Source organism: Streptomyces racemochromogenes, from assembly GCF_044129415.1.
Lineage (GTDB): Bacteria > Actinomycetota > Actinomycetes > Streptomycetales > Streptomycetaceae > Streptomyces > Streptomyces racemochromogenes_A.
The window spans coordinates 70158-93834 of sequence record NZ_JBBDHD010000003.1; the positions used below are offsets into that span (position 1 = coordinate 70158).

Sequence of the window (23677 nt, forward strand, 5' to 3'; positions counted from 1 at the left end):
TGGACCCGACCGGGCGCGGTGACTAGCGCTCGACCTCGCCCTTGATGAACTTCTCGACGTTGGCCAGGGCCTCGTCGTCGAAGTACTGGACCGGCGGGGACTTCATGAAGTAGCTGGACGCCGACAGGATCGGGCCGCCGATACCGCGGTCCTTGGCGATCTTCGCGGCGCGCAGGGCGTCGATGATGACACCGGCGGAGTTCGGGGAGTCCCACACCTCAAGCTTGTACTCAAGGTTCAGCGGGACGTCACCGAAGGCGCGGCCCTCAAGGCGGACGTAGGCCCACTTGCGGTCGTCGAGCCACGCGACGTAGTCGGACGGGCCGATGTGGACGTTCTTCTCGCCGAGCTCGCGGTCGGGGATCTGCGAGGTGACGGCCTGCGTCTTGGAGATCTTCTTCGACTCCAGGCGGTCGCGCTCAAGCATGTTCTTGAAGTCCATGTTGCCGCCGACGTTGAGCTGCATGGTGCGCTCAAGGCGGACGCCGCGGTCTTCGAAGAGCTTCGCCATCACGCGGTGCGTGATGGTCGCGCCGACCTGGGACTTGATGTCGTCGCCGACGATCGGGACACCGGCCTCGGTGAACTTGTCGGCCCACTCCTTGGTGCCGGCGATGAAGACCGGGAGGGCGTTGACGAACGCGACCTTGGCGTCGATGGCGCACTGGGCGTAGAACTTCGCCGCTTCCTCGGAACCGACCGGGAGGTAGCAGACCAGGACGTCGACCTGGCGGTCCTTGAGGATCTGGACGACGTCGACCGGGGCCTCGGAGGACTCCTCGATCGTCATGCGGTAGTACTTGCCGAGACCGTCGAGGGTGTGGCCGCGCTGGACCGTGACGCCCTTGTTCGGGACGTCGCAGATCTTGATGGTGTTGTTCTCGCTGGCGCCGATGGCGTCCGAGAGGTCCAGGCCGACCTTCTTCGCGTCGACGTCGAACGCGGCGACGAATTCGACGTCACCGACGTGGTAGTCGCCGAACTGGACGTGCATCAGACCCGGGACCTTGGTGGCCGGGTCGGCGTCCTTGTAGTACTCGACGCCCTGCACCAGCGAGGCGGCGCAGTTGCCCACGCCGACGATGGCTACGCGAACCGAACCCATTCCGGTTGCTCCCTGTTTGTTCTCGGAACGAGGCCTGCGAGATGCAGGTCTCACTGTGTTTCGTCGGACGGACCGGGTCGTCTCTTGTCCCGTCCCGCCCTCTCGCTCTCGATGAGCTCGTTCAGCCAGCGCACTTCACGCTCGACGGATTCCATACCGTGCCGCTGCAGTTCGAGCGTGTAGTCGTCCAGGCGCTCCCGTGTGCGGGCGAGCGAGGCGCGCATCTTCTCCAGGCGCTCCTCCAGCCGGCTGCGGCGGCCCTCCAGCACGCGCATCCGCACTTCACGTTCGGTCTGGCCGAAGAAGGCGAAGCGGGCGGCGAAGGACTCGTCCTCCCAGGTGTCCGGGCCGGTGTGGGAGAGGAGCTCTTCGAAGTGCTCCTTACCCGCGGCCGTCAACCGATAGACGATCTTGGCGCGGCGCCCTGCGAGTGAAGCGGCGAGAGCGTCCTCCGGGGCGTTTCCCGGTTCTTCGATCAACCAGCCGTTGGCGACCAGCGTCTTGAGGCAGGGATAGAGAGTCCCGTAGCTGAACGCCCTGAATACCCCCAGTGAGGTGTTGAGCCTCTTGCGGAGCTCATAGCCGTGCATGGGGGATTCGCGAAGCAGGCCGAGGACGGCGAACTCCAGGATGCCGGAGCGCCTGCTCATCCGCCTGCCCCTCTCTGCCTCTGAGTTTTATGCCGAGCTGATGTATCGGCTCGATACATCCAGACCATAGATCGGGGCGCTTCCGGCGACAAGCCAAGACATGGTGACCGGCGTCACATCACCAATTCGTACGATGCAAGTTGCCTGATTTGGGGTGAACTTCGGCACTGATTGGGTTTTGACCGTGCGTAGGCTGTGCGGCAGGACCACCGGGGGGAACCGGAATCACCTGCCGCTTCCAGGCCACTCGCCTGCCCGAGGAGTAGTCGTTCGATGAGCGAGCACCGCCGCAAACCGCCGCAGCCCGAAGGCGGCGGCCGCGCCGCGTCCCGCCGGGCTGCCCAGCAGCGCCCCGGGCGGGGCGCCGGTCCCGGACGGGAGGCTCCCGGCGCACCGCCCGGCGGCCCCTACGGAAACCCGGGTGCCCAGGGCAGTCGCGCCGACACCCGCCGGGCCGCCCAGCAACCGCCCGCCGGCCGAGGACGCCCAGGTGGGAAGGGGGGAGGCGGCCGCAAGCGGTTCATCGACTACCCCCGTGCCGGGAAGGTCGGCTGGAAGCGCTTCGTGCCGTCCTGGAAGCTGGTCGGCGGCAGCGTCCTGGGACTCTTCGCCTTCATCGTCGCCGGGGCCGGCGTCGGCATCGCCATGGTCGGCACCCCGGACGTGAACAAGGCGGCCAAGGCGCAGAACAACGTCTTCCAGTGGGCCGACGGCTCCCAGATGGTGGCCACCGGCGGGTCCACGAACCGCCAGATCGTCCCGATCGACCAGATTCCGGTCTCCATGCGGAATGCCGTGATCGCCGCGGAGAACGAGTCGTTCGAAACGGACAAAGGTGTCGATCCCATGGGTATTGCCCGTGCCGTGGTGAACATGGCCTCGGGCGGATCCACCCAGGGTGGCTCCACCATCACCCAGCAGTACGTCAAGAACACCTACCTCGACTCCGAGCAGACGCTCAAGCGCAAGGTCACCGAGCTCTTCATCGCGATCAAGCTGGGTACCACCGAGAGCAAGGACGTCGTCCTCGCCGGCTACCTGAACACCGCCTACTTCGGACGCGACGCGTACGGCATCCAGGCCGCCGCCCGCGCCTACTTCGGCAAGGACGCCAAGGACCTCAACCCCTCCGAGAGCGCCTTCCTCGCCTCGCTCCTCAAGGGCCCCAACCTCTACAACCCGGACGGCGGCATCGGCTCCGCGGCCACCCCCGAGGCCAACGAGAAGCGCGCCCGGGCCCGCTGGGAGTGGGTGCTCGACCGCGAGGTCGCCGTCCACCGCATGGAGCAGTCCGAGCGGGACAAGTACCGGGAGTTCCCCGCCCGGGTCGACCTCGCCCAGGCGAGCGGGATGTCCGGCCAGACCGGCTACCTGGTCGAGGTGGCCAAGTCGTACGTCATGAAGACGGCCGACATCAGCGCCGAGAAGATGGCCCTCGGCGGCTACACCATCCGCACCACCTTCCAGAAGCCCAAGGTGGACGCCCTGTCCAAGGCGGTCGAGGACACCCGCAACGACTTCCTCGACGAGAAGAAGCGGCCCGAGTACGACACCTTCGTGCAGTTCGGGGCCGCGTCCGTCGACGTGAAGACCGGGGCGATCGTCGCCCTGTACGGCGGGCCCGGCTGGGACCACAAGTACTTCGCCAACAACGCCAACACCTCCGGCGTCCCCGTCGGCTCCACCTGGAAGCCGTACGTGCTGGCGGCGGCCATGGAGTACGGCACGCAGAACTCCAAGGGCACGGGCATCTCGCCCAACAGCAAGTACAACGCCAACGACCTGACGGTGATCAACGACCGCTCCGGCAAGCCGCTGCTCGGCCCCGACGGCCAGCCGTTCAAGCAGAAGAACGAGAGCGAGTACCCGTACGGCTACGTGACCCTGAACGAGGCGATGGAGAAGTCCATCAACGTCCCGTTCGCCCAGCTCGTCTTCGACGTCGGCCACAGCAAGGTCCGCCAGGTCGCCAAGGCCACCGGCATCCTCGAAGAGTCGATGGACGGGAACAACAACGCCTCGTTCGCCCTCGGCACCTCGACGCCCAGCGCGATCCGCATGGCCGACTCCTACGCCACCTTCGCCGCCTCCGGGACGCACCACGAGCCCTTCTCCGTGCTGAAGGTCACCAAGGACGGCAAGGACCTCCCCGGGTTCCAGACCCCGAAGGAGTCCCGGGCCATGGACAACTCCGTCGCGGACAACATCACCAAGGTCCTGCGCAACGTGGTGGAGAACGGCACCGGCACCAAGGCCAAGAAGCTGGGCCGGCCCGCCGCGGGCAAGACCGGCACCACCGACCAGAACAAGTCGGCCTGGTTCGTCGGCTACACCCCGGAGCTCTCCACCTCGGTCACGCTCTTCCGCAACGACCCGAACTCCAAGGACAAGAAGCTCATGTCCATGAACCACGTGGGCGGTGTCGACTCCATCCACGGTGGCGACATCCCCGCGGCGATCTGGACCGAGTACATGCGCGAGGCCCTCAAGGGCACCCCGGTCAAGGACTTCCCGGAGGCCGAGGACATCGGCGTCGTCGCCGACGCCGCCGGCGCACCCTCGCCCAGCCCGTCGGTGTCCGTGTCCCCCTCCGCCTCGCCGTCCACGTCCGTGTCCCCCTCGCCGTCCACGTCCGTGTCGCCCTCCCCCTCCCAGGGCAAGCCGTGCAAGCCCAAGCCCTGGAACCTGTGCGACCCGCAGACCACCGGCGGCACGGGCACCGGAGGGACGACCGGCGGGACGACCGACGTGCCGACCGCGCCCGCCACGACCCGCCCGAACCGCCCGGGCGGCGGAACCAACTGGGGCAGCATCATGGGCACCCAGGGCTGACCCCCCCCAGCACCACGAGGGCCGTCGCACACCGTGCGGCGGCCCTCCCCCGTCTCCGGGCCGGTACGGCAGGATGAGCCCATGACCAAGGTGCACGAGGACCGGCCGCCCGTACTGCCCACGCAGCAGGACGAGGTCGCCGCCGCCGGCAGCCAGCTCATCGGCGGGCCGGCCGGCCGCCACCTCCGCCCGGGCGCCCAGTGGCTCGCCCCCGTCCGCGTCGTGGTCCTCGTGGCCCTCGGCATGTTCGCGCTCGGCATGGTGCAGAAGCTGCCCTGCTACGACTGGGCCTGGTTCCAGGGAGCCGGCTCCCAGTACACCCACGCCTGCTACTCCGACATCCCGCACCTGTACTCCGCCCGCGGCTTCGCCGACGGCCTCGTGCCCTACCGCGACCGGTTCCCCGACCTGGCGGTCGACCCGAAGTACGGAGGCATGCAGTACCTGGAGTACCCGGTGCTCACCGGGGCCTTCATGCAGGTCGCCGCCTGGCTGACCCCCTCGTCCGGGGCCCTCCAGCACCGCGAGCAGATGTACTGGATGGTCAACGCCGGCATGCTCATGGCCTGCGCCGCCGTCATCGCCGTCTGCGTCGCCCGCACCCACCGCCGCCGCCCCTGGGACGCCCTGCTGCTGGCGCTGGCCCCCGCCTTCGCGCTCAACGCGACCATCAACTGGGACCTGCCGGCCGTCGCCCTCGCCGCCGCCGCGATGCTGATGTGGTCACGCGGCCGCCCGCTGCTCGCCGGCGTCCTGATCGGCCTGGCCACCGCGGCCAAGCTCTACCCCGTGCTGCTGCTCGGCGTGCTGTTCGTGCTGTGCTGGCGGGCCGGGAAGTGGCGGGCGTTCGGCGCCGCCGCGGCGGGCGCGGCCGGAGCGTGGCTCGTGGTGAACCTGCCGGTCATGCTCTACGCCTGGGACGGCTGGAAGCGGTTCTACGTGTTCAGCCAGGACCGGCCGATCGACTTCGGCTCCGTCTGGCTGCTGATTTCGCAGCGCACCGGCAACCCGCTGGACGACGCCAACACATACGCGACCGGTCTGACCCTGCTGCTGTGCCTCGGCATCGGCCTGCTCACGCTGACGGCCCCCCGGCGCCCGCGCTTCGCCCAGCTGGCCTTCCTCGTCGTCGCCGCCTTCATCCTGGCCAACAAGGTCTACTCGCCGCAGTACGTGCTGTGGCTCGTCCCGCTCGCCGCGCTGGCCCGGCCGCGCTGGCGCGACTTCCTGATCTGGCAGGCCGGCGAGGTCGTCTACTTCCTGGGCATCTGGTTCTACCTCGCCTACACGACCAGCGGGGACAAGCACCAGGGGCTGCCGCTGGAGGGCTACCAGCTGGCCATCGCCGTCCACCTCCTGGCCACGCTCTACCTGTGCGCGGTCGTCGTGCGGGACATCCTGCTGCCCGAGCGCGACGTCGTGCGGCGCGACGGCTCGGACGACCCGTCCGGCGGCGTCCTGGACGGGGCCCAGGACGTCTTCGTGCTCGGGCACAGGGCGAAGGCGCCGCGGTACGCGGCGCCTTCGGAGGGACAGCGGGTGGCCTGGGGCGTGGACCCCCGGGACTGACCGGGTCAGGCGTCGAGCACCCGGTCGAACTGGGTCGTGGTGTGGCGCAGGTGGGCCACCAGCTCGTCGCCCACCTTCGGCTCGGTCGCGTCCGAGGGCACGAACAGGATCGACACCTGCATGTGCGGGGGCTCGGCGAACCAGCGCTGCTTGCCCGCCCAGACGAAGGGCGAGAGGTTGCGGTTGACGGTGGCCAGGCCGGCCCGGGCGACACCCTTGGCGCGCGGCATGACCCCGTGCAGGGCCTTGGGAGCCTCCAGGCCCACCCCGTGCGAGGTGCCGCCGGCGACCACGACCAGCCAGCCGTCCGACGCGGCCTTCTGCTGGCGGTAGCCGAACCGGTCGCCCTTGACCACGCGGGTGACGTCCAGGACCGAACCGCGGTACTGGGTGGCGTCGTGGTCACCCAGCCACAGCCGGGTGCCGATGCGGGCGCGGAAGCGGGTCTGCGGGAACTGCTGCTGGAGCCGGGCCAGCTCCTCGGCCCGCAGGTGGCTGACGAACATGGTGTGCAGCGGCAGCCGGGCCGCGCGCAGCCGGTCCATCCAGCCGATGACCTCCTCCACGGCGTCGGAGCCGTCGGGCCGGTCGAGCGGCAGGTGCAGGGCGAAGCCCTCCAGCCGGACGTCCTCGATCGCCGACTGGAGCAGGCCCAGGTCCTGCTCCGAGATGCCGTGGCGGCGCATCGAGCTCATGCACTCGATGACCACGCGGGCTCCGACCAGGCCCCGGACCCCGTCCACGGAGGACACCGAACGGATCACCCGGTCCGGCAGCGGCACCGGCTCCTCACCCCGCCGGAACGGGGTGAGGACGAGCAGGTCGCCGCCGAACCGGTCCTTGATGCTCGCGGCCTCGTACGTGGTCCCGACGGCCAGGATGTCGGCGCCCATCCGGGTCGCCTCCTCGCACAGCCGCTCGTGGCCGAAGCCGTAGCCGTTGCCCTTGCAGACGGGGATCAGACCGGGGAACTGGTCGATGATCGTCTTCTGGTGCGCACGCCAGCGCGCGGTGTCGACGTAGAGCGTGAGCGCCATGCCCGTCCGGAGCCTCTCTCGGATAGCTGCGTGGTGCAGCGGTGCGGTGTGTGTGGAAGGGGCGGGGTGGGGGTCAGCGGCGCGACATGTAGATGTCGAGCGCCTTGTGCAGCACCTTGTTGAGCGGGAAGTCCCACTCGCCGACGTACTCGACGGCCTCGCCGCCCGTACCGACCTTGAACTGGATCAGGCCGAACAGGTGGTCGTTCTCGTCCAGGGTGTCACTGATGCCGCGCAGGTCGTAGACGCTGGCGCCGAGCGCGTACGAGTCGCGCAGCATGCGCCACTGCATGGCGTTCGAGGGACGGACCTCGCGCTTGTGGTTGGCGGAGGCACCGTACGAGTACCAGACGTGCTGGCCGACGGTCAGCATCGTGGCGGCCGCGAGCGGTTCGCCCTCGTGCTTGGCGATGTACAGCCGCATGCGGTTGGGGTCCTCGGAGTTGAGGGCCGTCCACTGGCGCTGGAAGTAGCTGAGCGGGCGCGGGCGGAACTTGTCGCGCTCGGCCGTGATCTCGTAGAGGTACTGCCAGGTCGGCAGGTCCTCGTAGCCGCCCTGGACGACCTCGACGCCGGCCTTCTCGGCCTTCTTGATGTTGCGGCGCCACAGCTGGTTGAAGCCCTTGAGGACGTCGTCCAGCGAACGGTTCGCCAGCGGCACCTGGAAGACGTAGCGGGGCTGGACGTCGCCGAAGCCGGCTCCGCCGTCCTCGCCCTGCTGCCAGCCCATGCGGCGCAGCTTGTCGGACACCTCGAAGGCGCGGGGCTCGATGTACGAAGCCTCCACGTCCCGCAGGCGCTTGACCTCGGGGTCCTGGATGCCGGCCTTGATGGCGGCGGAGTTCCAGCGGCGGATGACGACGGGCGGGCCCATCTTCACGGTGAAGGCGCCCTGCTGCTTGAGGTGCGCCAGCATCGGCTGGAGCCATTCCTCAAGGTTGGGGGCGTACCAGTTGATGACCGGGCCCTCGGGGAGGTAGGCGAGGTACCGCTTCACCTTGGGCAGCTGGCGGTACAGGACGAGCGCGGCGCCGACGAGCTGGCCGGACTTGTCGAACCATCCGAGGTTCTCCGAGCGCCACTCGTTCTTGACGTCGGCCCATGCCGGGACCTGGCAGTGGCTAGCCGAGGGCAGGCTCTGGAGGTACGCCAGATGCTGCTCTCGGCTGATGGTGCTCAGGGACAGGCTCATGCGGGGTGTCTCCTCGGGCGGCTTCGCTGCTATGGCGCGAAGCCTACTGCGACGGGGGCGCCACCCATCTGGGGGACAGGCCGTAGCCCGGGCCGCTGTTCGGCCGGCGCCCCGTCGCGGAGATCCCCCGGTCAGCCCACCCAGCCGCCGAAGAGGCCGCCGTGCGCCATTCCGAGGTAGAAGCCGATGCCAGACGCGCCAAGGCCGATGATCAGCGCGAAGCGCTCGCGTGTCGTCGCGGAGACGAACTGCCCGTAGGCGCCGGTCACGATCCCGATCAGTCCCGTCCAGGAGCTGAGCAGGTGCAGATTGTGGAAGAACGCAGTGACGAACGCCACGGCGCCGAGAACCAGGGTGACGGCCACCAGGGTGTCCTGGAGGGGATGGGGCTTGCCGTCGGTCGAGAGCAGGGAGATGGGCGGGCGATCCATTGCCTGTGCCATCGAAAGGCACCTCCTGGCTGACGCAGAGCGGTGCGGCGGTGCGGCCTCCGGCCGGGGCCGGGGGCATAGCACCGAGCACACCCGTTGCCTACAGATTGTGGCCCCCTCCTGCCGGATTTCAACCGGAAGGAGTCGAGCAGGTAGTCTGTACGGTCTGCGCGGTGTCTGCTCTCAGGCACCGTGCGGCACGCATCACGACCCTCCTGCCACGGATCGACCGTGGCCGCTGAGTCCAAAGGAGGTGGGTTCCACATGCGTCACTACGAAGTGATGGTCATCCTCGACCCCGATCTTGAGGAGCGCGCTGTCTCCCCGCTGATCGAGAACTTCCTCTCCGTCGTCCGTGAGGGCAACGGAAAGGTCGAGAAGGTCGACACCTGGGGCCGTCGTCGTCTCGCTTACGAGATCAAGAAGAAGCCCGAGGGCATCTACTCGGTCATCGACCTTCAGGCCGAGCCTGCGGTCGTCAAGGAGCTCGACCGCCAGATGAACCTGAACGAGTCGGTTCTCCGGACCAAGGTCCTTCGCCCCGAGACCCACTGAACTCCGGTTCAGCGGTAATCGGGATCGAGTAGCACAGCAGCCCAGCAGCAATCCCCGCCGAGAGGTTCATCCATGGCAGGCGAGACCGTCATCACGGTCGTCGGCAATCTCGTCGACGACCCCGAGCTGCGCTTCACCCCCTCGGGTGCGGCGGTCGCGAAGTTCCGTGTCGCGTCCACCCCCCGCACCTTCGACCGCCAGACCAATGAGTGGAAGGACGGCGAGAGCCTGTTCCTGACCTGCTCGGTGTGGCGGCAGGCGGCGGAGAACGTCGCCGAGTCCCTCCAGCGGGGCATGCGCGTCATCGTGCAGGGCCGGCTGAGGCAGCGGTCGTACGAGGACCGTGAGGGTGTCAAGCGCACGGTCTACGAGCTGGACGTCGAGGAAGTCGGCCCCAGCCTGAAGAACGCCACGGCCAAGGTCACCAAGACCACGGGCCGAGGCGGCCAGGGCGGTTACGGCGGCGGCGGCCAGCAGCAGGGTGGCGGCGGCTGGGGTGCCCCCAGCGGCGGTCCCCAGGGCGGCGGAGCTCCCTCCGACGACCCGTGGGCGTCCAGCGCGCCGGCCGGCGGCCAGCAGCAGGGCGGGGGCGGCTGGGGCGGAAGCTCCGGCGGCTCCGGCGGTGGCTACTCGGACGAGCCGCCCTTCTAGGGCATCTCGTAACCCCACTTCTTGATCACACAGGAGAGACACAATGGCGAAGCCGCCTGTGCGCAAGCCTAAGAAGAAGGTCTGCGCGTTCTGCAAGGACAAGACCGCGTACGTGGACTACAAGGACACGAACATGCTGCGGAAGTTCATTTCCGACCGCGGCAAGATCCGTGCCCGCCGCGTTACCGGCAACTGCACGCAGCACCAGCGTGACGTCGCCACGGCCGTGAAGAACAGCCGTGAGATGGCGCTGCTGCCCTACACGTCCACCGCGCGCTAAGGAAAGGGTGACCGACTAATGAAGATCATCCTGACCCACGAGGTCTCTGGCCTCGGTGCCGCCGGCGATGTCGTCGACGTCAAGGACGGTTACGCTCGCAACTACCTGGTCCCGCGTGGTTTCGCGATCCGCTGGACCAAGGGTGGCGAGAAGGACGTGGCGCAGATCCGCCGCGCCCGCAAGATCCACGAGATCGCGACCATCGAGCAGGCCAACGAGGTCAAGGCCCAGCTTGAGGGCGTGAAGGTCCGTCTGGCCACCCGCGCGGGTGACGCCGGTCGTCTCTTCGGTTCCGTCACCCCGGCCGACATCGCCACGGCGATCGAGGCTTCCGGTGGCCCGAAGGTCGACAAGCGCCGCGTGGAGCTGGGCTCCCCGATCAAGACCCTCGGTTCGTACCAGGTCTCCGTGCGTCTGCACGCCGAGGTCGCCGCGAACGTGGGCATCGAGGTCGTCGCCGCCTAAGGGCAGCACATGAAGGGCCGCACCCCTCCGGGGGTGCGGCCCTTCGTCGTGTCCCAGGGGGCTCGGTCGTATCGGCGGTCGTACCGGTGGGGGATGTTTCACGTGAAACACAGGCCGGCCCGGTGCCGCCCGGTCAGCGCGTGGCGCCTGCCACCAGCCACCGGCCCGAGCGGGCACGCAGCTGGAGGGTGACCATGCGGACCAGCATCATCAGCGTCATGGCCCACCACAGCGCCGTGAGACCGCCGCCCAGGACGGGGACGAGCAGCGCGGCCGGGGCGAACACCGCGAGGGTCAGGAGCATGGCCCGGGCCAGGTAGGGCCCGTCCCCGGCGCCCATCAGCACCCCGTCGAGGACGAACACGACCCCGCAGACCGGCTGGGCGAGGGCCACGACCAGCAGCGCGGGGAGCAGAGCGTCCTCGACCACGGGGTCGCCGGTGAAGAGCGGGATGAACACGGGTCGGGCCAGGACGACCAGCAGGCCCAGCACGACTCCGGATCCGATGCCCCACCGCACCATGCGGCGGCAGACGGCCCGGGCGCCCTCGGTGTCTCCGGCGCCCAGGTAGCGGCCGATGATGGCCTGGCCGGCGATGGCGATGGCGTCCAGGGCGAAGGCGAGCAGGCTCCAGAGGGACAGCGCGATCTGGTGGGCGGCGATGTCGGCGTCCCCCAGCCGGGCCGCGACCGCGGTCGCGATCATCAGGATGGCGCGCAGCGACAGGGTGCGGACCAGCAGCGGCACGCCCGCCCGGGCGCAGGCGCGGATGCCGGCCGCGTCGGGCCTCAGGGCGGCGCCGTGCCGGCGCGCTCCCCGGACCACCACGCAGAGGTAGGCGGCGGCCATGGCGCACTGGGCGACGACGGTACCCCAGGCCGATCCGGCGATGCCGAGACCGGTTCCGTAGACGAGGGCCACGTTCAGGATGCCGTTGAGGGCGAAGCCGCCGACGGCCACGTACAGAGGTGTCCGGGTGTCCTGGAGGCCGCGTATGACACCGGTGGCCGCCAGCACCACGAGCATGGCCGGGATGCCCAGCGCGGAGACCCGCAGGTAGGTGACGGCGTAGGGGGCGACGGCGTCCGAGGCCCCGAAGAGGGAGATCAGCGAAGGGGCGGTGGGCAGGACGACGGCGACGACCGCCGCGCCGAGCAGCAGGGCGAGCCACATGCCGTCCACGCCCTGGCGCAGGGCGGCCCGCAGGTCGCCGGCCCCCACCCGGCGGGCCACGGCCGCGGTGGTCGCGTAGGCGAGGAAGACGAAGACGCTCACGGCGGTGGTGAGCAGGGCGGCGGCGACGCCGAGGCCGGCCAGCTGGGGGGTGCCGAGGTGTCCCACGATGGCGCTGTCGGCCATCACGAAGAGGGGCTCGGCGACGAGGGCGCCGAAGGCGGGGAGGGCGAGGGCGAGTATCTCGCGGTCGTGCCGTCTCGGGGCGGCCTTCTCAGCTGTGGGGGCCTGTGTCATGCGCTCAATCTAATCTTCCACAGGTAATAGATGCAATCGACTGTAGATCCTTACCGACGCGCTGACTTGGGCGTTCGTCGCGGACCGTTGCGGGCGATCTTGGGAGTGTGGCGAAGAATTTTCTCCGGCGCTGCCCGTGGACGAGGAAATCCCAGGTCAAGATGGGTGTGGGGGTGGGTCGGGTGATTTTGTCCACAGCGTCGTCCCCCGGTCTGTGCACAGCTTGGGGCGACTTACCCACAGCATTGGGTCCGTCGTCCACATGTCATCCACACAGCCTGTGGATAACAAGATTGGCTGACGTCGCCCGCGGCCCTACCGTTGGGCGTTGCCCGACGCGCCGAGAGCCGATCCGGGTGTCCCAAATGTCAGAGCCGTGTCGTAGAAAGAGTGACACGGCGAGGTCCGCGTTGCGGACGGGAGGAGGCGGCCCGGTGAGCATCCCGGAGCCCATGGACGACCCCTGGGCCGACAGTGGCCCCAGCGACCGTCTGCCCGCCCGTCCGCGCCGCGGCGGCGAGGGCCGAAGCCGTGGGGACGAGGAGCGCGACCGGGGTCGCGAGGGCGGCTCCTGGGACGGAGGGGGCGGCGGCTTCGAGCGCGTCCCGCCCCAGGACCTCGACGCCGAGCAGTCCGTCCTGGGCGGCATGCTGCTGTCCAAGGACGCCATCGCCGACGTGGTCGAGGTGCTCAAGGGCCACGACTTCTACCGCCCGTCGCACGAGACGATCTACCAGGCCATCCTCGACCTGTACGCCAAGGGCGAGCCGGCCGACCCCATCACCGTCGGCGCGGAGCTGACCCGGCGCGGGGAGATCAGCAAGGTCGGCGGTGCCTCGTACCTGCACACCCTGGTGCAGTCCGTGCCGACCGCGGCGAACGCCGAGTACTACGCGGAGATCGTCCACGAGCGGGCCGTCCTGCGCCGCCTCGTGGCGGCCGGCACGAAGATCACGCAGATGGGATACGCGGCGGACGGCGACGTCGACGAGATCGTCAACAGCGCCCAGGCCGAGATCTACGCCGTCACCGAACAGCGGACCTCCGAGGACTACCTCCCCCTCGGCGACATCATGGAGGGCGCCCTCGACGAGATCGAGGCCATCGGTTCGCGCTCCGGCCAGATGTCGGGCGTGCCGACCGGATTCACCGACCTGGACTCCCTGACCAACGGCCTGCACCCCGGTCAGATGATCGTCATCGCGGCCCGTCCCGCCATGGGCAAGTCGACCCTCGCACTGGACTTCGCCCGCGCCTGCTCCATCAAGAGCAACCTGCCGAGCGTCATCTTCTCCCTCGAAATGGGCCGCAACGAGATCGCGATGCGCCTGCTCTCGGCGGAGGCCCGCGTGGCGCTGCACCACATGCGCTCCGGCACCATGACCGACGACGACTGGACCCGGCTCGCCCGCCGGATGCCCGACGTCTCGGCCGCCCCGCTCTACATCGACGACTCCCCGAACCTGTCGATGATGGAGATCCGCGCCAAGTGCCGCCGGCTCAAGCAGCGCAACGACCTGTCGCTCGTGGTCATCGACTACCTCCAGCTGATGCAGTCGGGCGGCTCGCGCCGCCCCGAGAGCCGTCAGCAGGAGGTCTCGGACATGTCCCGAAACCTCAAGCTGCTGGCCAAGGAGCTCGAAGTACCGGTGATCGCGCTCTCCCAGCTGAACCGTGGACCCGAGCAGCGCACCGACAAGAAGCCGATGGTCTCCGACCTGCGTGAGTCCGGCTCCATCGAGCAGGACGCCGACATGGTGATCCTGCTGCACCGCGAGGACGCGTACGAGAAGGAGTCCCCTCGTGCGGGTGAGGCGGACCTGATCGTCGCCAAGCACCGAAACGGTCCGACGGCCACCATCACCGTGGCCTTCCAGGGCCATTATTCGCGGTTCGTGGACATGGCCAACACATAGCATCCGCTCATGGATGCGCTCTCTGAAGACCTTGAACTCCTGCCCTCCACCCGGCGCGCGCTGAACCACCGGATCGCCGTCGCGCAGAGCGAGGGCCGGGCCCCGTCCGTGGTGGCGGCCGTCGTACGGGGCGGAGAGGTGGTCTGGGAGGGATCGCGTACCAGCGTCGAGGGCCACGGGCCCGACGGGGACGTGCAGTACCGGATCGGGTCGATCACCAAGACGTTCACGGCGGTCCTGGTGATGCGCCTGCGGGACGAGGGGCTGCTGGCGCTGTCGGACCCGCTGGGCAAGCACCTCCCCGGGACCGGGGCCGACGAGGTGACCATCGGCCAGCTGCTGGCGCACAGCGCGGGACTGGCGGCCGAGACTCCCGGCGAGTGGTGGGAGCGCACCCCCGGCGCACAGCGGCCCGAGCTCGCCGACGTCCTGGGCGAGGAGCCGTTCAAGCACGCCCCCGGTACCCGGCACCACTACTCCAACACGGGCTACACCCTGCTGGGGTCGCTCGTCGAGGCGCTGCGCGGCAAGCCCTGGGAGGACGTGCTGCGGGCCGAGGTGCTGGAGCCGCTGGGGCTGCACCGTACGAGCGCGCGGCCGCAGGCACCGCACGCGGGCGGCTGGGCGGTGCATCCGTGGGCGGACCTGATGATGCCCGAGCCGGCGGAGGACCTGGGCCTGATGGCCCCGGCCGGCCAGCTCTGGTCGACGACCCGTGATCTGGCGCGGTTCGCGGTCCTGCTGGCCCGCGGTGACGAGAGGGTGCTGAGCGCGCGCAGCGCACAGGAGATGCGCACCTCCGCGACGCCCCCGGAGCCCGGGCTCGCCGACCTCGGATACGGGCTGGGCCTGCAACTGGCGGACCAGAGGGGACGGCGGCTCGTCGGGCACGGCGGCTCGCTCCCCGGGTTCGTCGCGGGGCTCTGGCTGAGCGAGGCGGACGACGTGGCGGCGGTGGTGCTGGCGAACTGCACCTCGGGCCTGCCGCCTTCGACGGTGGCCGCCGATCTCCTCGGCATCGTGGCGGACGCGGAGCCCCGTTTCCCCACGCCGTGGCGGCCGTTCGCGGAAACCGACCGGGTTCCGCTGGAGCTGGCCGGAGTCTGGTACTGGGGCACCGCGCCGCACGCCCTGCGGCTGAAGGCGGACGGGTCGCTGGAACTGGGGCCGGTGGGCGTGACGGGACGTGCGGCCCGGTTCCGCGCGGAGCCCGACGGCACGTGGACGGGCCTGACGGGCTACTACGCGGGCGAGACCCTGCGGGCCGTACGGCGGGAGGACGGCTCCCTCAGCCACCTCGACCTGGCCTCGTTCGTCTTCACGCGCGAGCCCTACGACCCGCAGGCCCCGGTGCCCGGCGGGGTGGACCCGCAGGGCTGGCGCGGCATCGGCTGACGCTCCCGGGCCCGGTCAGGCCACGAGTTCGCGCTCCAGCGGGGTGCGGAAGCGGGGGGTGATCCGGGCGTCCCCCACCCAGGCGGCTAGCCGTGCGGCCTCGGCCCCGATCGCCTCCTCTGCGGCGCGGCCGGGATCGGCCAGCAGCCGCCAGACGATCTCGCCGTCCGGGCGCTGGGCCCAGCCGCCGACGACCTCGCCGTTCCACCACACGGTCGGGCCGATGTTGCCCGCGTAGTCGAAGAGGGCGGGACGGTGGGCCGGGTCGAGGTGGAAGCTCCGGTCGGCCCAGCCCATACCGCTGGGGTCCAGGCCCGGCAGCAGCGCGGCCCAGGGCTCGGGGGCGGGTTCGGGTGCGGTGTCGCCGGGACAGACGAGCGCGGTGCCGCCGTCCTCCAGGCGGACCTCTTCGGGGCCGACGGCGGCCAGGGCCTTGCGCACGTCGGTGAGGGTCCAGCCGGTCCACCACTTGAGGTCGGCCTCGGTGGCCGGTCCGTAGGCGCGCAGCCAGCGGCGGGCCACCTCTGCGCGGGCCTCGTCCGCCGGAACGGCGGGCCAGGGCTCGGTGTGGACCCACCGGAACTGGCTGGAGGTCCAGGAGCCGCGCGGCCGGTCCCGGCGGATGCGGCCGTCCGCGGCGAGCAGGCGGATGACACGGGTGGCGACGCCCGTCTCGGCCTCGTACTTCCTGCCCCGGCCGATGGTGATCTTCTGTCGGAGCGCGGGCACCGCCGCGGACAGCTGGGACCCGGTCGAGGGGCCACGGGCATCGAGGGCGTCGAGCGCGGCGGCCTCGGCGTGCGCCAGCCAGGCGGCGTCGAGACCCTGGCCGTCCTCGTCGAGGTGCTTGAGGAGGGTCCGGCGCTCCTTCGCGGCGATCGCACGGGCGGTGGAGGAGTCCACCCAGGGCGCGAGTTCGGCGGACACGGCGAAGAGCGTGTTGCGCATGCTGAGCAGCCGGACGACGCTCATGTCCTCGTACAGGGCGCGTTCGACCTCCGCCGGGCCGCCTTCGGCCAGGCGGGCGCGTGCGGAGAGGTAGAGGGTCGCCGCGTCCGTGGCGTGCAGGGCGACGACCGCGTCCGCGACCGCGCGGGTGTCGGCGGCGCGGGCCGAGGGGGCCAGGCAGTGCCGGCGGCCGAGTCGGTGGCGGCGGTCGGCGGTGCTGACGAGGGGGAGGCCTGTGCTCATCCTCCCGATCGTAGGCCGGGCCGCCGGCGGCGGCCCGGCCTCCTGCGGGCCCGTTCAGAGCTGGAGCTTGAACCCCACGTGGGACGGGGTGAAGCCGAGCCGCTCGTAGAAGCGGTGGGCGTCGGTGCGGGTCACATCGGAGGTGAGCTGCACCAGTCGGCAGCCCTCCTCGCGGGACCGGTCGACGGCCCATTCGATGAAGCGGGTGCCCAGGCCGCTGCCGCGTTCGTCGGTGTGGACGCGGACCCCTTCGATGATCGAACGGGTGGCCCCCCTGCGGGACAGGCCCGGCACGATCGTCAGCTGGAGGGTGCCCACGACGCGCTCGCCGCGCACCGCCACCACGACGTGCTGGTGGGGATCGTCGGTCAGCCGCCTGAGGGCCGCGGCGTAGGGGGCCAGGTCGTCCGGGGACTCGCGGGTGGCGCCGAGCGGGTCGTCGGCGAGCAGGGCCACGATGGCGGGCAGGTCGGCCTCGGTGGCGGGACGGATGGACAGATCCGGGGTCTCGGTCATCGTCTGACTCCCCGCCCTCAGCCGGCGGCGACGGTGAGCGGGGCCCAGCGGCGGGTCCAGTCACCGGGCAGGCCCGGGAGGTCCCGCGTCATGACGGCGTTGAAGGTGACGGATTCCAGGCCGCGCTCCTTGAGCCAGGAGACGAACTCCTCGTGGCGTACGTCGACGTCGGTGCGCAGGGGGCGTCCGGTGCTCGCGGCCAGGGCGGTCACCAGGGCCTGAGCGGTGGCGGTGTCGCGGGCGATGAGGGGGCCGACGACATGGGTCTCCATGTTGGGCCAGATGGCCGCGTAGCCGAGGAGGGCACCGGAGCGGTCCTCGGCGACCAGGAGCCTGTCGGTGAAGGCCGGCAGTCGCGTGACCATGTGCGTCCTGTCGGTGCCGAACACCTCCGTGTCCAGCCGGATGATCCTGGGGAGGTCCTCGGCGGTGGCCGGCCGGACCGGGACGCCGGTGCCGCCGGGCCCCGGGTCGGGGAGGAAGGTGCCGCGGAGCATTTCCGCACGGCCCGTGGTGTCGAAACCCAGCTCTTCGTAGAGCGGGCGGCCGTACGGGGTGGCGTGCAGGGTGAGCGGTACGCCGGTGAGGAGCTCGTCGCACACGTACCGCATGAGGCGGCGGCCCAGTCCCTGGCGGGCGAAGCGGTCGGCGACGAGGACCATTCCGATGGCGGCGAGGTCCGGTTTGGCCCGGCTGTCCCCGTAGGCGGTCACGACACAGGCGGCGGCGAGGCCCCGACCGTCGGGCGCGTCGATCCCGTACCCGGTCCCGGCGGTGAGGAGCAGCCCCCACTTGTGGTCCTCGCGCGGCCATCCGCGGTCTTCGGACAGGTCGGCGCAGTGGCGGAGGTCCTCCGGGGTCAGTGCGCGGATCGGCAGATCGGTGAGCAGTGGTGGTGTCACCGGCCCAGAGTGGATCACCGGCTCGCGGGGCGTCCAGGGGATTCCGGGATCCGGCCGGACGATGTTTCACGTGAAACCGTCGACGCTTCACGCGAGTCGGTCGATGTTTCACGTGAAACGAGCCGACGTCGGCGTGAAACCCGGTCACTCACGCCGAACGCAGGGGCTAGCCTCGACGACCATGACGCTGCTGCACCTGTTCGATCTCGACGGGACCTTGATGTACGGATCGGCCGCCCCGGTCGAGATCTCCAGGCAGCTTGGCCTGGAGGCCGAGATCGCAGAGCTGGAGCGGGCTTTCGGTGCCCGGGAGATCGGCCCGCAGGACTTCTCGCGGGCGGCGCGCGACATGTGGGCCGACCTGACGCCCGCACACGTCCGGGCGGCGTTCGACGGGGCTCCGTGGCTGGCCGGAATCCGTGACGTCTGGCAGGAGATCCGTGAGCGCGGCGACTACTGCGCGGTGATCTCCCTGTCCCCCTCGTTCTTCGTCGAGCTGCTGCTGGAGTGGGGTGCGCACGCCGCTCACGGTTCGGTCTTCCCCGAGGTGCCCTTCACCCGCCCCGTCGACGTGGCGGGGATCCTGACGCCGGAGGGCAAGCTGACGGTCGCCGACCGGCTGTGCGCGCGCTTCGGTGTGACCCGGGCCGACTGCGTCGCCTACGGGGACTCGATGACCGACGCGGTCCTCTTCGGGGCTCTCCCGCGGTCGGTGGCGGTGAACGCACGGCCGCATCTGGCCGAGCGGGCCACCCACGTCTACGAGGGGCGTGACCTGCGGGAGGCATACCAGCTCCTGGGGCGGACGCGCCCGGGAGTCGCAGCATCTTAAGGGGATCGTGGGTTCGAAACCCGGTTTTTCCCCATTTCCCCACAGCGCTCCCGGTCGACTGGCACGCTGTGGAACCCGGAACCACGGTCGCGAGGCCGTGGCGTGTGAGACCCGACCGAGATGCTCGAAGCGAGGCACCGCATGGACCTTCCGCCCACCAGATCGGCGAGACCGACGGGTTGGATACCTTCCGGGGACGGTGCGGCCGAACCCTCCCCGGACGCCGTTCTCATCCGACGGACCCTTGCCGAGATCGCACCCGTCGCGGACAGGGTGACCTCGTACTTCTACGCCTTGGTCTTCATGGGCCATCCCGAGGTGCGGGAGCTGTTCCCCGTGGCCATGGACGTCCAGCGCGACCGGTTGCTGAAGGCCCTGCTGACAGCCGCGGAGCACATCGACGACCCCGCGGTGCTCACCCCCTACCTGCGTCGCCTCGGCACGGGGCACCGCAAGTACGGCACGGTGGCCGCCCACTATCCGGCGGTCGGGGAGGCACTCATCGGGGCGCTGGCCCGGTACGCGGAGCGCACCTGGGGCCCGGAGGCGGAGGCCGCCTGGGTACGCGCGTACACCGCGATCTCGCAGACGATGATCGACGCGGCGGCGGAGGACGAGGCGCGGTCCCCCGCGTGGTGGCACGCCGAGGTGGTCTCCCACGACCTGCGGACCCCGGACATCGCCGTTCTGACCCTCCGCCCCGACCAGCCGTACCCCTTCCTGGCGGGCCAGTACACGAGTCTGGAGACCCCGTGGTGGCCGCGGGTGTGGCGGCACTACTCCTTCGCCTCCGCGCCGCGCGCCGACGGGCTGCTGTCCTTCCACGTGAAGGCCGTGCCGGCCGGCTGGGTGTCCAACGCCCTGGTACGGCACGCCCGCCCCGGCGACGTCCTGCGGCTGGGTCCGCCGGCCGGCTCGATGGTGGTGGACCACAGCACCGACAACGGGATGCTGTGCCTGGGCGGGGGGACCGGCATCGCCCCGATCAAGGCGCTGATCGAGGACGTGGCCGGGCACGGCGAGCGCCGTCCGGTGGAGGTGTTCTTCGGGGCGCGCAGCGACGACGACCTCTACGACAAGGACACGCTGCTGGGCCTGCAGCGCTCCCACCCGTGGCTGTCGGTACGCCCGGTGATCGGGGAGGGGATGGCGGGGCAGCTGCCGCACGCGGTGGGTGTGCACGGGCCCTGGCGCTCGTACGACGCGTTCATCTCCGGGCCGCCCGCGATGATCCGCAGCGGTGTGGACGCGCTCAAGCGGATCGGGATCCCCGGGGAGCGGATCCGCTTCGACGCGCTGGAGGAGCTGGCGGGCGTGGCCGGCTGACACCGGCGAGGACCCGCCCGCTTCCCCGCGTGCTCAGCCCAGGTCGGGGGCGTGCATGGCGCGCACCCCCTCGATGTTGCCGTCGAGGTAGTGGCGCAGTGAGAGCGGGACGAGGTGGACGGCGGCGATGCCGACGCGGCTGAAGGGCACGCGGACGATCTCGTACTCCCCCTGCGGCTCGTCGACTTCGGGTCCGTGCCGTCGGCCCGGGTCCATCGACTCCAGGTGACAGACGAAGAAGTGCTGCACCTTCACCCCGGTCACCCCGCCCGAGGCGATGTGTTCGACGGTGTCGACGAAACAGGGCACCACATCGGTGATCTTGGCGCCGAGCTCCTCGTCGAGTTCTCTGTGGAGGGCGTCCACGACGGTGGCGTCGGAGGGTTCCACACCGCCGCCCGGGGTGAGCCAGTACGGGTCGACGCCGGGCTTGGTGCGCTTGATGAGGATCAGGTCGTCACCGTCGAGCAGGATCGCTCGGGCGGTGCGTTTGACCACGGGACGTTCGGTCATGGGAGAAGAGTGGCCCACGGCCGCGCTTCTGAAACGCGCCGTCGTCCGAAACACGAGGGGCTCACCAGTGTGCGGCGGCGCGCAGCAGGCGGTCGTGGGCGCGGGCCAGGTGGGCGAGGGCCAGGCTGCCGGTCCGGACGACGAGGAACCAGGTGCGCAGCGGGGGCACGGCGGGCTCCAGCAGGGCGACGACCTGACCGTGGTCGAGGGCGTCCTGGCACAGGTAGCGGGGCAGGACGGCGAGTCCGGCGCCGGCCCGGACGCACTCCAGGACGGCCCGCAGGTCGGGGGCGACGACGGTGGCGGCGGTGTCGGACGCGGGGCCGGGGGCGGAGTCGAACACGGCGGCCCAGTAGCGGGTGACGAGCGGGAGGCTCTCGTGGACCTCGACGACCGGGATCCCGTCGAGGGCCCCCGGGCCCTTGGCGAGCAGTTCCTCCGGGTCGGCGAGAGCAGCCCAGTAGGGCGCGGCGACCAGTACCTGCTCCTCGTCGCACAGGACGCCGGCCGTGAAGGGCCCGCCGCGCGGCCGGGCGGTGGTGACGACCAGGTCGTGCTGGCCCGCCGCGAGCCCGGCGAGGTTCTCCTCCGCGTCGGCCGCGAAGACCGTGCGCAGGGTCTGGCCGTGGCCGACGAGGGGGGCGAGGGCGGGGAGCACCCGCAGGCTCAGGAACTCGGGCGGTCCGGCGAGGTGCAGGGTGCGCAGGGTCCCGGCGGTCTGCCGCTCGGTTTCGGTGATCCGCAGCAGCGCGTCCAGGTGGGGGGCCGCCTTGTGGGCCAGCTCGTCGCCGACGGCGGTGGGGGTGACGCCGCGGGCGCGGCGGTGGAACAGGGGGCGGCCGAGCTGGCGCTCCAGGGTGCGGATCTGGGAGGTGACCGCGGGCTGGGACAGCCCGAGAAGCGTGGCGGCCCGGGTGAACGAGCCGGCCCGGTGCACGGCGACGAAGGTGCGCAGCAGGGCCAGGTCCATGGCGGCCCCTCTCGGTGGGGGCCTTCAACTATAAATATGCCGATAGGTTCCTGTCTTCACCGTGATTGGACTCTGACGCAGAGTCAACTAGCCTTGTCGACGTGGTTCTTGTGGGCAGGGAACCCGTCGCGGTCCGAGCCACCAGGGGGGAGGCTCGGACCGCTTTCCCACGCGTGTTCAGGCCTGCGAACCCGCCTGGTCCAGGGCGCGGAGCACGTCCGCGACCAGGTCCCGGGTGTCCTCGGCGCCGGCGGAGAAGCGGATGAAGCCCTCCGGCACGGCATCGCCGCCCCAGCGTCCGCGCCGCTCCGCGGTGGAGCGCACTCCGCCGAAGCTCGTGGCGTCCTCGACCAGGAGGAGGGCGGACATGAAGCGTTCGGCGTGCGCCCGGTCGGGCAGGGTGAAGGAGACCACCGACCCGAAGCCGCTCATCTGCCGTGCCGCCGTCGCGTGGGAGGGGTCCGAGGGGAGTCCCGGATAGCGCAGCCCGCTCACCTCGGTGCGGTCGGCCAGAGCCTCGGCGACCGCCAGCGCGTTGGCCCACTGGCGTGCGGCGCGCAACTGGATGGTGGCCAGGGAGCGGTGGGCGAGCCAGGCCTCCATGGGCCCGGGAATCGCACCGACGATCTTGCGCCAGCGCCGGACGGCGGCGGCGAGTTCCGGGTCGCGGCAGGAGACGTACCCGAGCAGCAGGTCGCCGTGGCCGGTGAGTCCCTTGGTACCGCTGGCCACGGAGAAGTCGGCACCCAGCTCCAGCGGCCGCTGCCCGAGGGGGGTGGCCAGGGTGTTGTCCACGGCGACCAGGGTGCCCGCCGCGTGGGCGGCGTCCACGAGGCGGCGTACGTCGCACACGTCGAGCCCGGGGTTGGAAGGGGTCTCGATCCACAGCAGCCGGGCCCCGTCGAGGACCGCGAGCTGCGCGTCCCCGCCGGTCGCGGCGGTGCGGACGCGGACCCCGTACGCCTCCAGTTGCTCCCGGACCAGGGGCAGTGCCTGGTAACCGTCGTCGGGCAGGACCACGGTGTCCCCGGCGCGGGCCTGCGAGAGGAGGACGGCGGAGACCGCGGCCATGCCGGACGCGAACACGACCGTGTCCACGTCCTCGCGGCCGGGTGCCTCCAGTTCGCCGATCGCACGCTCCAGCAGGGTCCAGGTGGGATTGGTGTCGCGGCCGTAGGTGTACGGTCCCGCCACCTCGCCGGGCAGGTGGAAGTGGGCGGCGAAGACCGGTCCGGGCAGCGGCGGTTGGTTCGTGACGGGTTCGGGCAGCCCGGCGCGCACGGCCCGGGTCCCGTCGCCGTACGGGGCCGGGGCGGCCGCCCCGGCGGGCCGGCCGGTCACGGGGTCTGCGTTCACGGGGTGTGCTCCTTCACTGCGGCGCGTACGGCCTCCAGGAGTCCGGTGCTCGCGGCCTCGACCAGCGCCAGGCACTCCTCGAACCCTTCGAAGGGGCCGTAGTACGGGTCGGGTACGTCCAGGGAACCGCCACTCGTGTCGGCGCCCGGGCCGCGGCCGGTCGCGCCCGCCGGCCCGTACGAGCGCAGCAGCCGGACCTTGGCGGCCGCCTCGGGGGTGGGGGCGAGGGCGCGCAGGTCGCGCAGGTGGCCGGAGTCGAGGGCGATGACGAGGTCGAGCCGGTCGAACCAGGAGGCGTGGAACTGCCGGGCGCGGTGGTCCTGTCCGTATCCGGCGGCTTCCAGCACGGCCACGGTGCGCGGGTCGGCGCCGTCGCCCTCGTGCCAGCCGCCGGTGCCGGCGCTGTCGACCTCGACCAGGCCGTCGAGCCCGGCCGCCGCCAGGTGGGAGCGGAAGACGGACTCGGCCATGGGGGACCGGCATATGTTGCCGGTGCAGACGAAGCACACGCGGTACATGGGG

The 23677-nt window shown here is 70.8% G+C and carries 23 protein-coding genes; 10 read left to right on the plus strand and 13 right to left on the minus strand.

All coding sequences use genetic code 11. The features are described 5' to 3' along the window. Nucleotides 1-22: 22 nt before the first annotated feature. Both WDV06_RS02035 and WDV06_RS02040 read right to left on the minus strand, forming a co-directional pair. On the minus strand, nucleotides 23-1105 hold the full coding sequence (locus WDV06_RS02035; protein ID WP_395507831.1) for an inositol-3-phosphate synthase: 1083 nt from the start codon (nucleotides 1103-1105) through the stop codon (nucleotides 23-25). Nucleotides 1106-1155: 50 nt separating this feature from the next. After that, nucleotides 1156-1755, minus strand: a complete 600-nt coding sequence (locus WDV06_RS02040; RefSeq protein ID WP_395507832.1) for a PadR family transcriptional regulator — start codon at nucleotides 1753-1755, stop codon at nucleotides 1156-1158. A gap of 273 nt (nucleotides 1756-2028) precedes the next feature. Here WDV06_RS02040 and WDV06_RS02045 point away from each other — a divergent pair, with 273 nt between their 5' ends. Both WDV06_RS02045 and WDV06_RS02050 read left to right on the plus strand, forming a co-directional pair. After that, on the plus strand, nucleotides 2029-4587 hold the full coding sequence (locus WDV06_RS02045; protein ID WP_395507833.1) for a transglycosylase domain-containing protein: 2559 nt from the start codon (nucleotides 2029-2031) through the stop codon (nucleotides 4585-4587). Between the two features lie 81 nt (nucleotides 4588-4668). Next, nucleotides 4669-6156: a glycosyltransferase family 87 protein gene (locus WDV06_RS02050; RefSeq protein ID WP_395507834.1), complete on the plus strand. Its 1488-nt coding sequence runs from the start codon at nucleotides 4669-4671 to the stop codon at nucleotides 6154-6156. Nucleotides 6157-6161: 5 nt separating this feature from the next. Here the strand turns inward: WDV06_RS02050 and WDV06_RS02055 are convergent, their stop codons facing one another. The 3 genes from WDV06_RS02055 to WDV06_RS02065 form a co-directional block, all read right to left on the minus strand. Further along, complete coding sequence (locus WDV06_RS02055) at nucleotides 6162-7193, minus strand: alanine racemase (protein WP_395507835.1); 1032 nt, start codon at nucleotides 7191-7193, stop codon at nucleotides 6162-6164. A gap of 73 nt (nucleotides 7194-7266) precedes the next feature. Continuing rightward, complete coding sequence (locus WDV06_RS02060) at nucleotides 7267-8385, minus strand: lipid II:glycine glycyltransferase FemX (RefSeq protein WP_079428650.1); 1119 nt, start codon at nucleotides 8383-8385, stop codon at nucleotides 7267-7269. 131 nt (nucleotides 8386-8516) lie between these two features. Next, nucleotides 8517-8828 (minus strand): hypothetical protein, encoded by a 312-nt coding sequence (locus WDV06_RS02065; protein WP_395507836.1) that lies wholly within the window; start codon nucleotides 8826-8828, stop codon nucleotides 8517-8519. A 252-nt stretch (nucleotides 8829-9080) separates the two neighbouring features. Here WDV06_RS02065 and rpsF point away from each other — a divergent pair, with 252 nt between their 5' ends. The 4 genes from rpsF to rplI all read left to right on the plus strand — a co-directional run bounded on the left by rpsF (nucleotide 9081) and on the right by rplI (nucleotide 10767). Next, nucleotides 9081-9371 carry a 30S ribosomal protein S6 gene (gene rpsF, locus WDV06_RS02070; protein ID WP_004950685.1) on the plus strand — a complete coding sequence of 97 codons (291 nt, stop codon included), beginning with the start codon at nucleotides 9081-9083 and terminating at the stop codon, nucleotides 9369-9371. A 72-nt stretch (nucleotides 9372-9443) separates the two neighbouring features. Continuing rightward, nucleotides 9444-10022, plus strand: coding sequence for a single-stranded DNA-binding protein (locus tag WDV06_RS02075; RefSeq protein ID WP_395507837.1), 579 nt, complete (start codon nucleotides 9444-9446; stop codon nucleotides 10020-10022). 43 nt (nucleotides 10023-10065) lie between these two features. Then, entirely contained in the window at nucleotides 10066-10302 is a 237-nt protein-coding gene (gene rpsR, locus WDV06_RS02080) for a 30S ribosomal protein S18 (protein WP_005315025.1), read from the plus strand. A gap of 18 nt (nucleotides 10303-10320) precedes the next feature. Continuing rightward, the gene (rplI, locus tag WDV06_RS02085; protein ID WP_042810204.1) at nucleotides 10321-10767 is read left to right on the plus strand and encodes a 50S ribosomal protein L9; all 447 of its coding nucleotides are present in this window, start codon (nucleotides 10321-10323) and stop codon (nucleotides 10765-10767) included. A 133-nt stretch (nucleotides 10768-10900) separates the two neighbouring features. On the opposite strand, the gene WDV06_RS02090 is transcribed toward rplI, so the two are convergent. Further along, entirely contained in the window at nucleotides 10901-12238 is a 1338-nt protein-coding gene (locus WDV06_RS02090; protein WP_395507838.1) for an MATE family efflux transporter, read from the minus strand. Nucleotides 12239-12690: 452 nt separating this feature from the next. Here WDV06_RS02090 and dnaB point away from each other — a divergent pair, with 452 nt between their 5' ends. Both dnaB and WDV06_RS02100 read left to right on the plus strand, forming a co-directional pair. After that, nucleotides 12691-14154 carry a replicative DNA helicase gene (dnaB, locus tag WDV06_RS02095; RefSeq protein ID WP_395507905.1) on the plus strand — a complete coding sequence of 488 codons (1464 nt, stop codon included), beginning with the start codon at nucleotides 12691-12693 and terminating at the stop codon, nucleotides 14152-14154. Between the two features lie 9 nt (nucleotides 14155-14163). Further along, on the plus strand, nucleotides 14164-15549 hold the full coding sequence (locus WDV06_RS02100) for a serine hydrolase domain-containing protein (protein ID WP_395507839.1): 1386 nt from the start codon (nucleotides 14164-14166) through the stop codon (nucleotides 15547-15549). A gap of 15 nt (nucleotides 15550-15564) precedes the next feature. Here the strand turns inward: WDV06_RS02100 and WDV06_RS02105 are convergent, their stop codons facing one another. The 3 genes from WDV06_RS02105 to WDV06_RS02115 are packed head-to-tail and all read right to left on the minus strand — an operon-like array spanning nucleotide 15565 to nucleotide 18158. Continuing rightward, complete coding sequence (locus WDV06_RS02105; protein ID WP_395507840.1) at nucleotides 15565-16740, minus strand: winged helix DNA-binding domain-containing protein; 1176 nt, start codon at nucleotides 16738-16740, stop codon at nucleotides 15565-15567. A gap of 54 nt (nucleotides 16741-16794) precedes the next feature. Then, complete coding sequence (locus WDV06_RS02110; protein WP_395507841.1) at nucleotides 16795-17256, minus strand: GNAT family N-acetyltransferase; 462 nt, start codon at nucleotides 17254-17256, stop codon at nucleotides 16795-16797. Between the two features lie 17 nt (nucleotides 17257-17273). Continuing rightward, nucleotides 17274-18158 (minus strand): GNAT family N-acetyltransferase, encoded by an 885-nt coding sequence (locus WDV06_RS02115; protein WP_395507842.1) that lies wholly within the window; start codon nucleotides 18156-18158, stop codon nucleotides 17274-17276. Between the two features lie 181 nt (nucleotides 18159-18339). On the opposite strand from WDV06_RS02115, the gene WDV06_RS02120 reads away from it, so the two are divergent. Together WDV06_RS02120 and WDV06_RS02125 are read left to right on the plus strand one after the other, a co-directional pair. Beyond that, on the plus strand, nucleotides 18340-18990 hold the full coding sequence (locus WDV06_RS02120) for an HAD family hydrolase (RefSeq protein ID WP_395507843.1): 651 nt from the start codon (nucleotides 18340-18342) through the stop codon (nucleotides 18988-18990). Nucleotides 18991-19263: 273 nt separating this feature from the next. Further along, the gene (locus WDV06_RS02125) at nucleotides 19264-20316 is read left to right on the plus strand and encodes a globin domain-containing protein (RefSeq protein WP_463668204.1); all 1053 of its coding nucleotides are present in this window, start codon (nucleotides 19264-19266) and stop codon (nucleotides 20314-20316) included. Nucleotides 20317-20349: 33 nt separating this feature from the next. On the opposite strand, the gene WDV06_RS02130 is transcribed toward WDV06_RS02125, so the two are convergent. The 4 genes from WDV06_RS02130 to WDV06_RS02145 all read right to left on the minus strand — a co-directional run bounded on the left by WDV06_RS02130 (nucleotide 20350) and on the right by WDV06_RS02145 (nucleotide 23673). Then, on the minus strand, nucleotides 20350-20829 hold the full coding sequence (locus tag WDV06_RS02130) for an NUDIX domain-containing protein (RefSeq protein WP_079428669.1): 480 nt from the start codon (nucleotides 20827-20829) through the stop codon (nucleotides 20350-20352). Nucleotides 20830-20890: 61 nt separating this feature from the next. Continuing rightward, entirely contained in the window at nucleotides 20891-21799 is a 909-nt protein-coding gene (locus WDV06_RS02135) for a LysR family transcriptional regulator (protein WP_395507845.1), read from the minus strand. A gap of 177 nt (nucleotides 21800-21976) precedes the next feature. Further along, nucleotides 21977-23155 (minus strand): cystathionine gamma-lyase, encoded by a 1179-nt coding sequence (locus tag WDV06_RS02140; protein WP_395507846.1) that lies wholly within the window; start codon nucleotides 23153-23155, stop codon nucleotides 21977-21979. Continuing rightward, nucleotides 23152-23673, minus strand: a complete 522-nt coding sequence (locus WDV06_RS02145; protein WP_395507847.1) for a low molecular weight protein-tyrosine-phosphatase — start codon at nucleotides 23671-23673, stop codon at nucleotides 23152-23154. Before WDV06_RS02145 ends, WDV06_RS02140 begins: the two co-directional genes overlap by 4 nt. Nucleotides 23674-23677 lie beyond the last annotated feature (4 nt).

Bases quoted from the DNA above. Each gene is read 5' to 3' on its own strand.
- WDV06_RS02100 (WP_395507839.1), top strand. From the start codon at position 14,164: ATGGATGCGCTCTCTGAAGACCTTGAACTCCTGCCCTCCACCCGGCGC.
- rpsF (WP_004950685.1), top strand. From the start codon at position 9,081: ATGCGTCACTACGAAGTGATGGTCATCCTCGACCCCGATCTTGAGGAG.
- dnaB (WP_395507905.1), top strand. From the start codon at position 12,691: ATGGACGACCCCTGGGCCGACAGTGGCCCCAGCGACCGTCTGCCCGCC.
- WDV06_RS02065 (WP_395507836.1), bottom strand. From the start codon at position 8,828: ATGGCACAGGCAATGGATCGCCCGCCCATCTCCCTGCTCTCGACCGAC.
- WDV06_RS02105 (WP_395507840.1), bottom strand. From the start codon at position 16,740: ATGAGCACAGGCCTCCCCCTCGTCAGCACCGCCGACCGCCGCCACCGA.
- WDV06_RS02050 (WP_395507834.1), top strand. From the start codon at position 4,669: ATGACCAAGGTGCACGAGGACCGGCCGCCCGTACTGCCCACGCAGCAG.
- rplI (WP_042810204.1), top strand. From the start codon at position 10,321: ATGAAGATCATCCTGACCCACGAGGTCTCTGGCCTCGGTGCCGCCGGC.
- WDV06_RS02135 (WP_395507845.1), bottom strand. From the start codon at position 21,799: ATGGACCTGGCCCTGCTGCGCACCTTCGTCGCCGTGCACCGGGCCGGC.
- WDV06_RS02040 (WP_395507832.1), bottom strand. From the start codon at position 1,755: ATGAGCAGGCGCTCCGGCATCCTGGAGTTCGCCGTCCTCGGCCTGCTT.
- WDV06_RS02075 (WP_395507837.1), top strand. From the start codon at position 9,444: ATGGCAGGCGAGACCGTCATCACGGTCGTCGGCAATCTCGTCGACGAC.
- WDV06_RS02120 (WP_395507843.1), top strand. From the start codon at position 18,340: ATGACGCTGCTGCACCTGTTCGATCTCGACGGGACCTTGATGTACGGA.
- WDV06_RS02130 (WP_079428669.1), bottom strand. From the start codon at position 20,829: ATGACCGAACGTCCCGTGGTCAAACGCACCGCCCGAGCGATCCTGCTC.
- WDV06_RS02060 (WP_079428650.1), bottom strand. From the start codon at position 8,385: ATGAGCCTGTCCCTGAGCACCATCAGCCGAGAGCAGCATCTGGCGTAC.
- WDV06_RS02045 (WP_395507833.1), top strand. From the start codon at position 2,029: ATGAGCGAGCACCGCCGCAAACCGCCGCAGCCCGAAGGCGGCGGCCGC.
- rpsR (WP_005315025.1), top strand. From the start codon at position 10,066: ATGGCGAAGCCGCCTGTGCGCAAGCCTAAGAAGAAGGTCTGCGCGTTC.
- WDV06_RS02035 (WP_395507831.1), bottom strand. From the start codon at position 1,105: ATGGGTTCGGTTCGCGTAGCCATCGTCGGCGTGGGCAACTGCGCCGCC.
- WDV06_RS02055 (WP_395507835.1), bottom strand. From the start codon at position 7,193: ATGGCGCTCACGCTCTACGTCGACACCGCGCGCTGGCGTGCGCACCAG.
- WDV06_RS02090 (WP_395507838.1), bottom strand. From the start codon at position 12,238: ATGACACAGGCCCCCACAGCTGAGAAGGCCGCCCCGAGACGGCACGAC.
- WDV06_RS02145 (WP_395507847.1), bottom strand. From the start codon at position 23,673: ATGTACCGCGTGTGCTTCGTCTGCACCGGCAACATATGCCGGTCCCCC.
- WDV06_RS02110 (WP_395507841.1), bottom strand. From the start codon at position 17,256: ATGACCGAGACCCCGGATCTGTCCATCCGTCCCGCCACCGAGGCCGAC.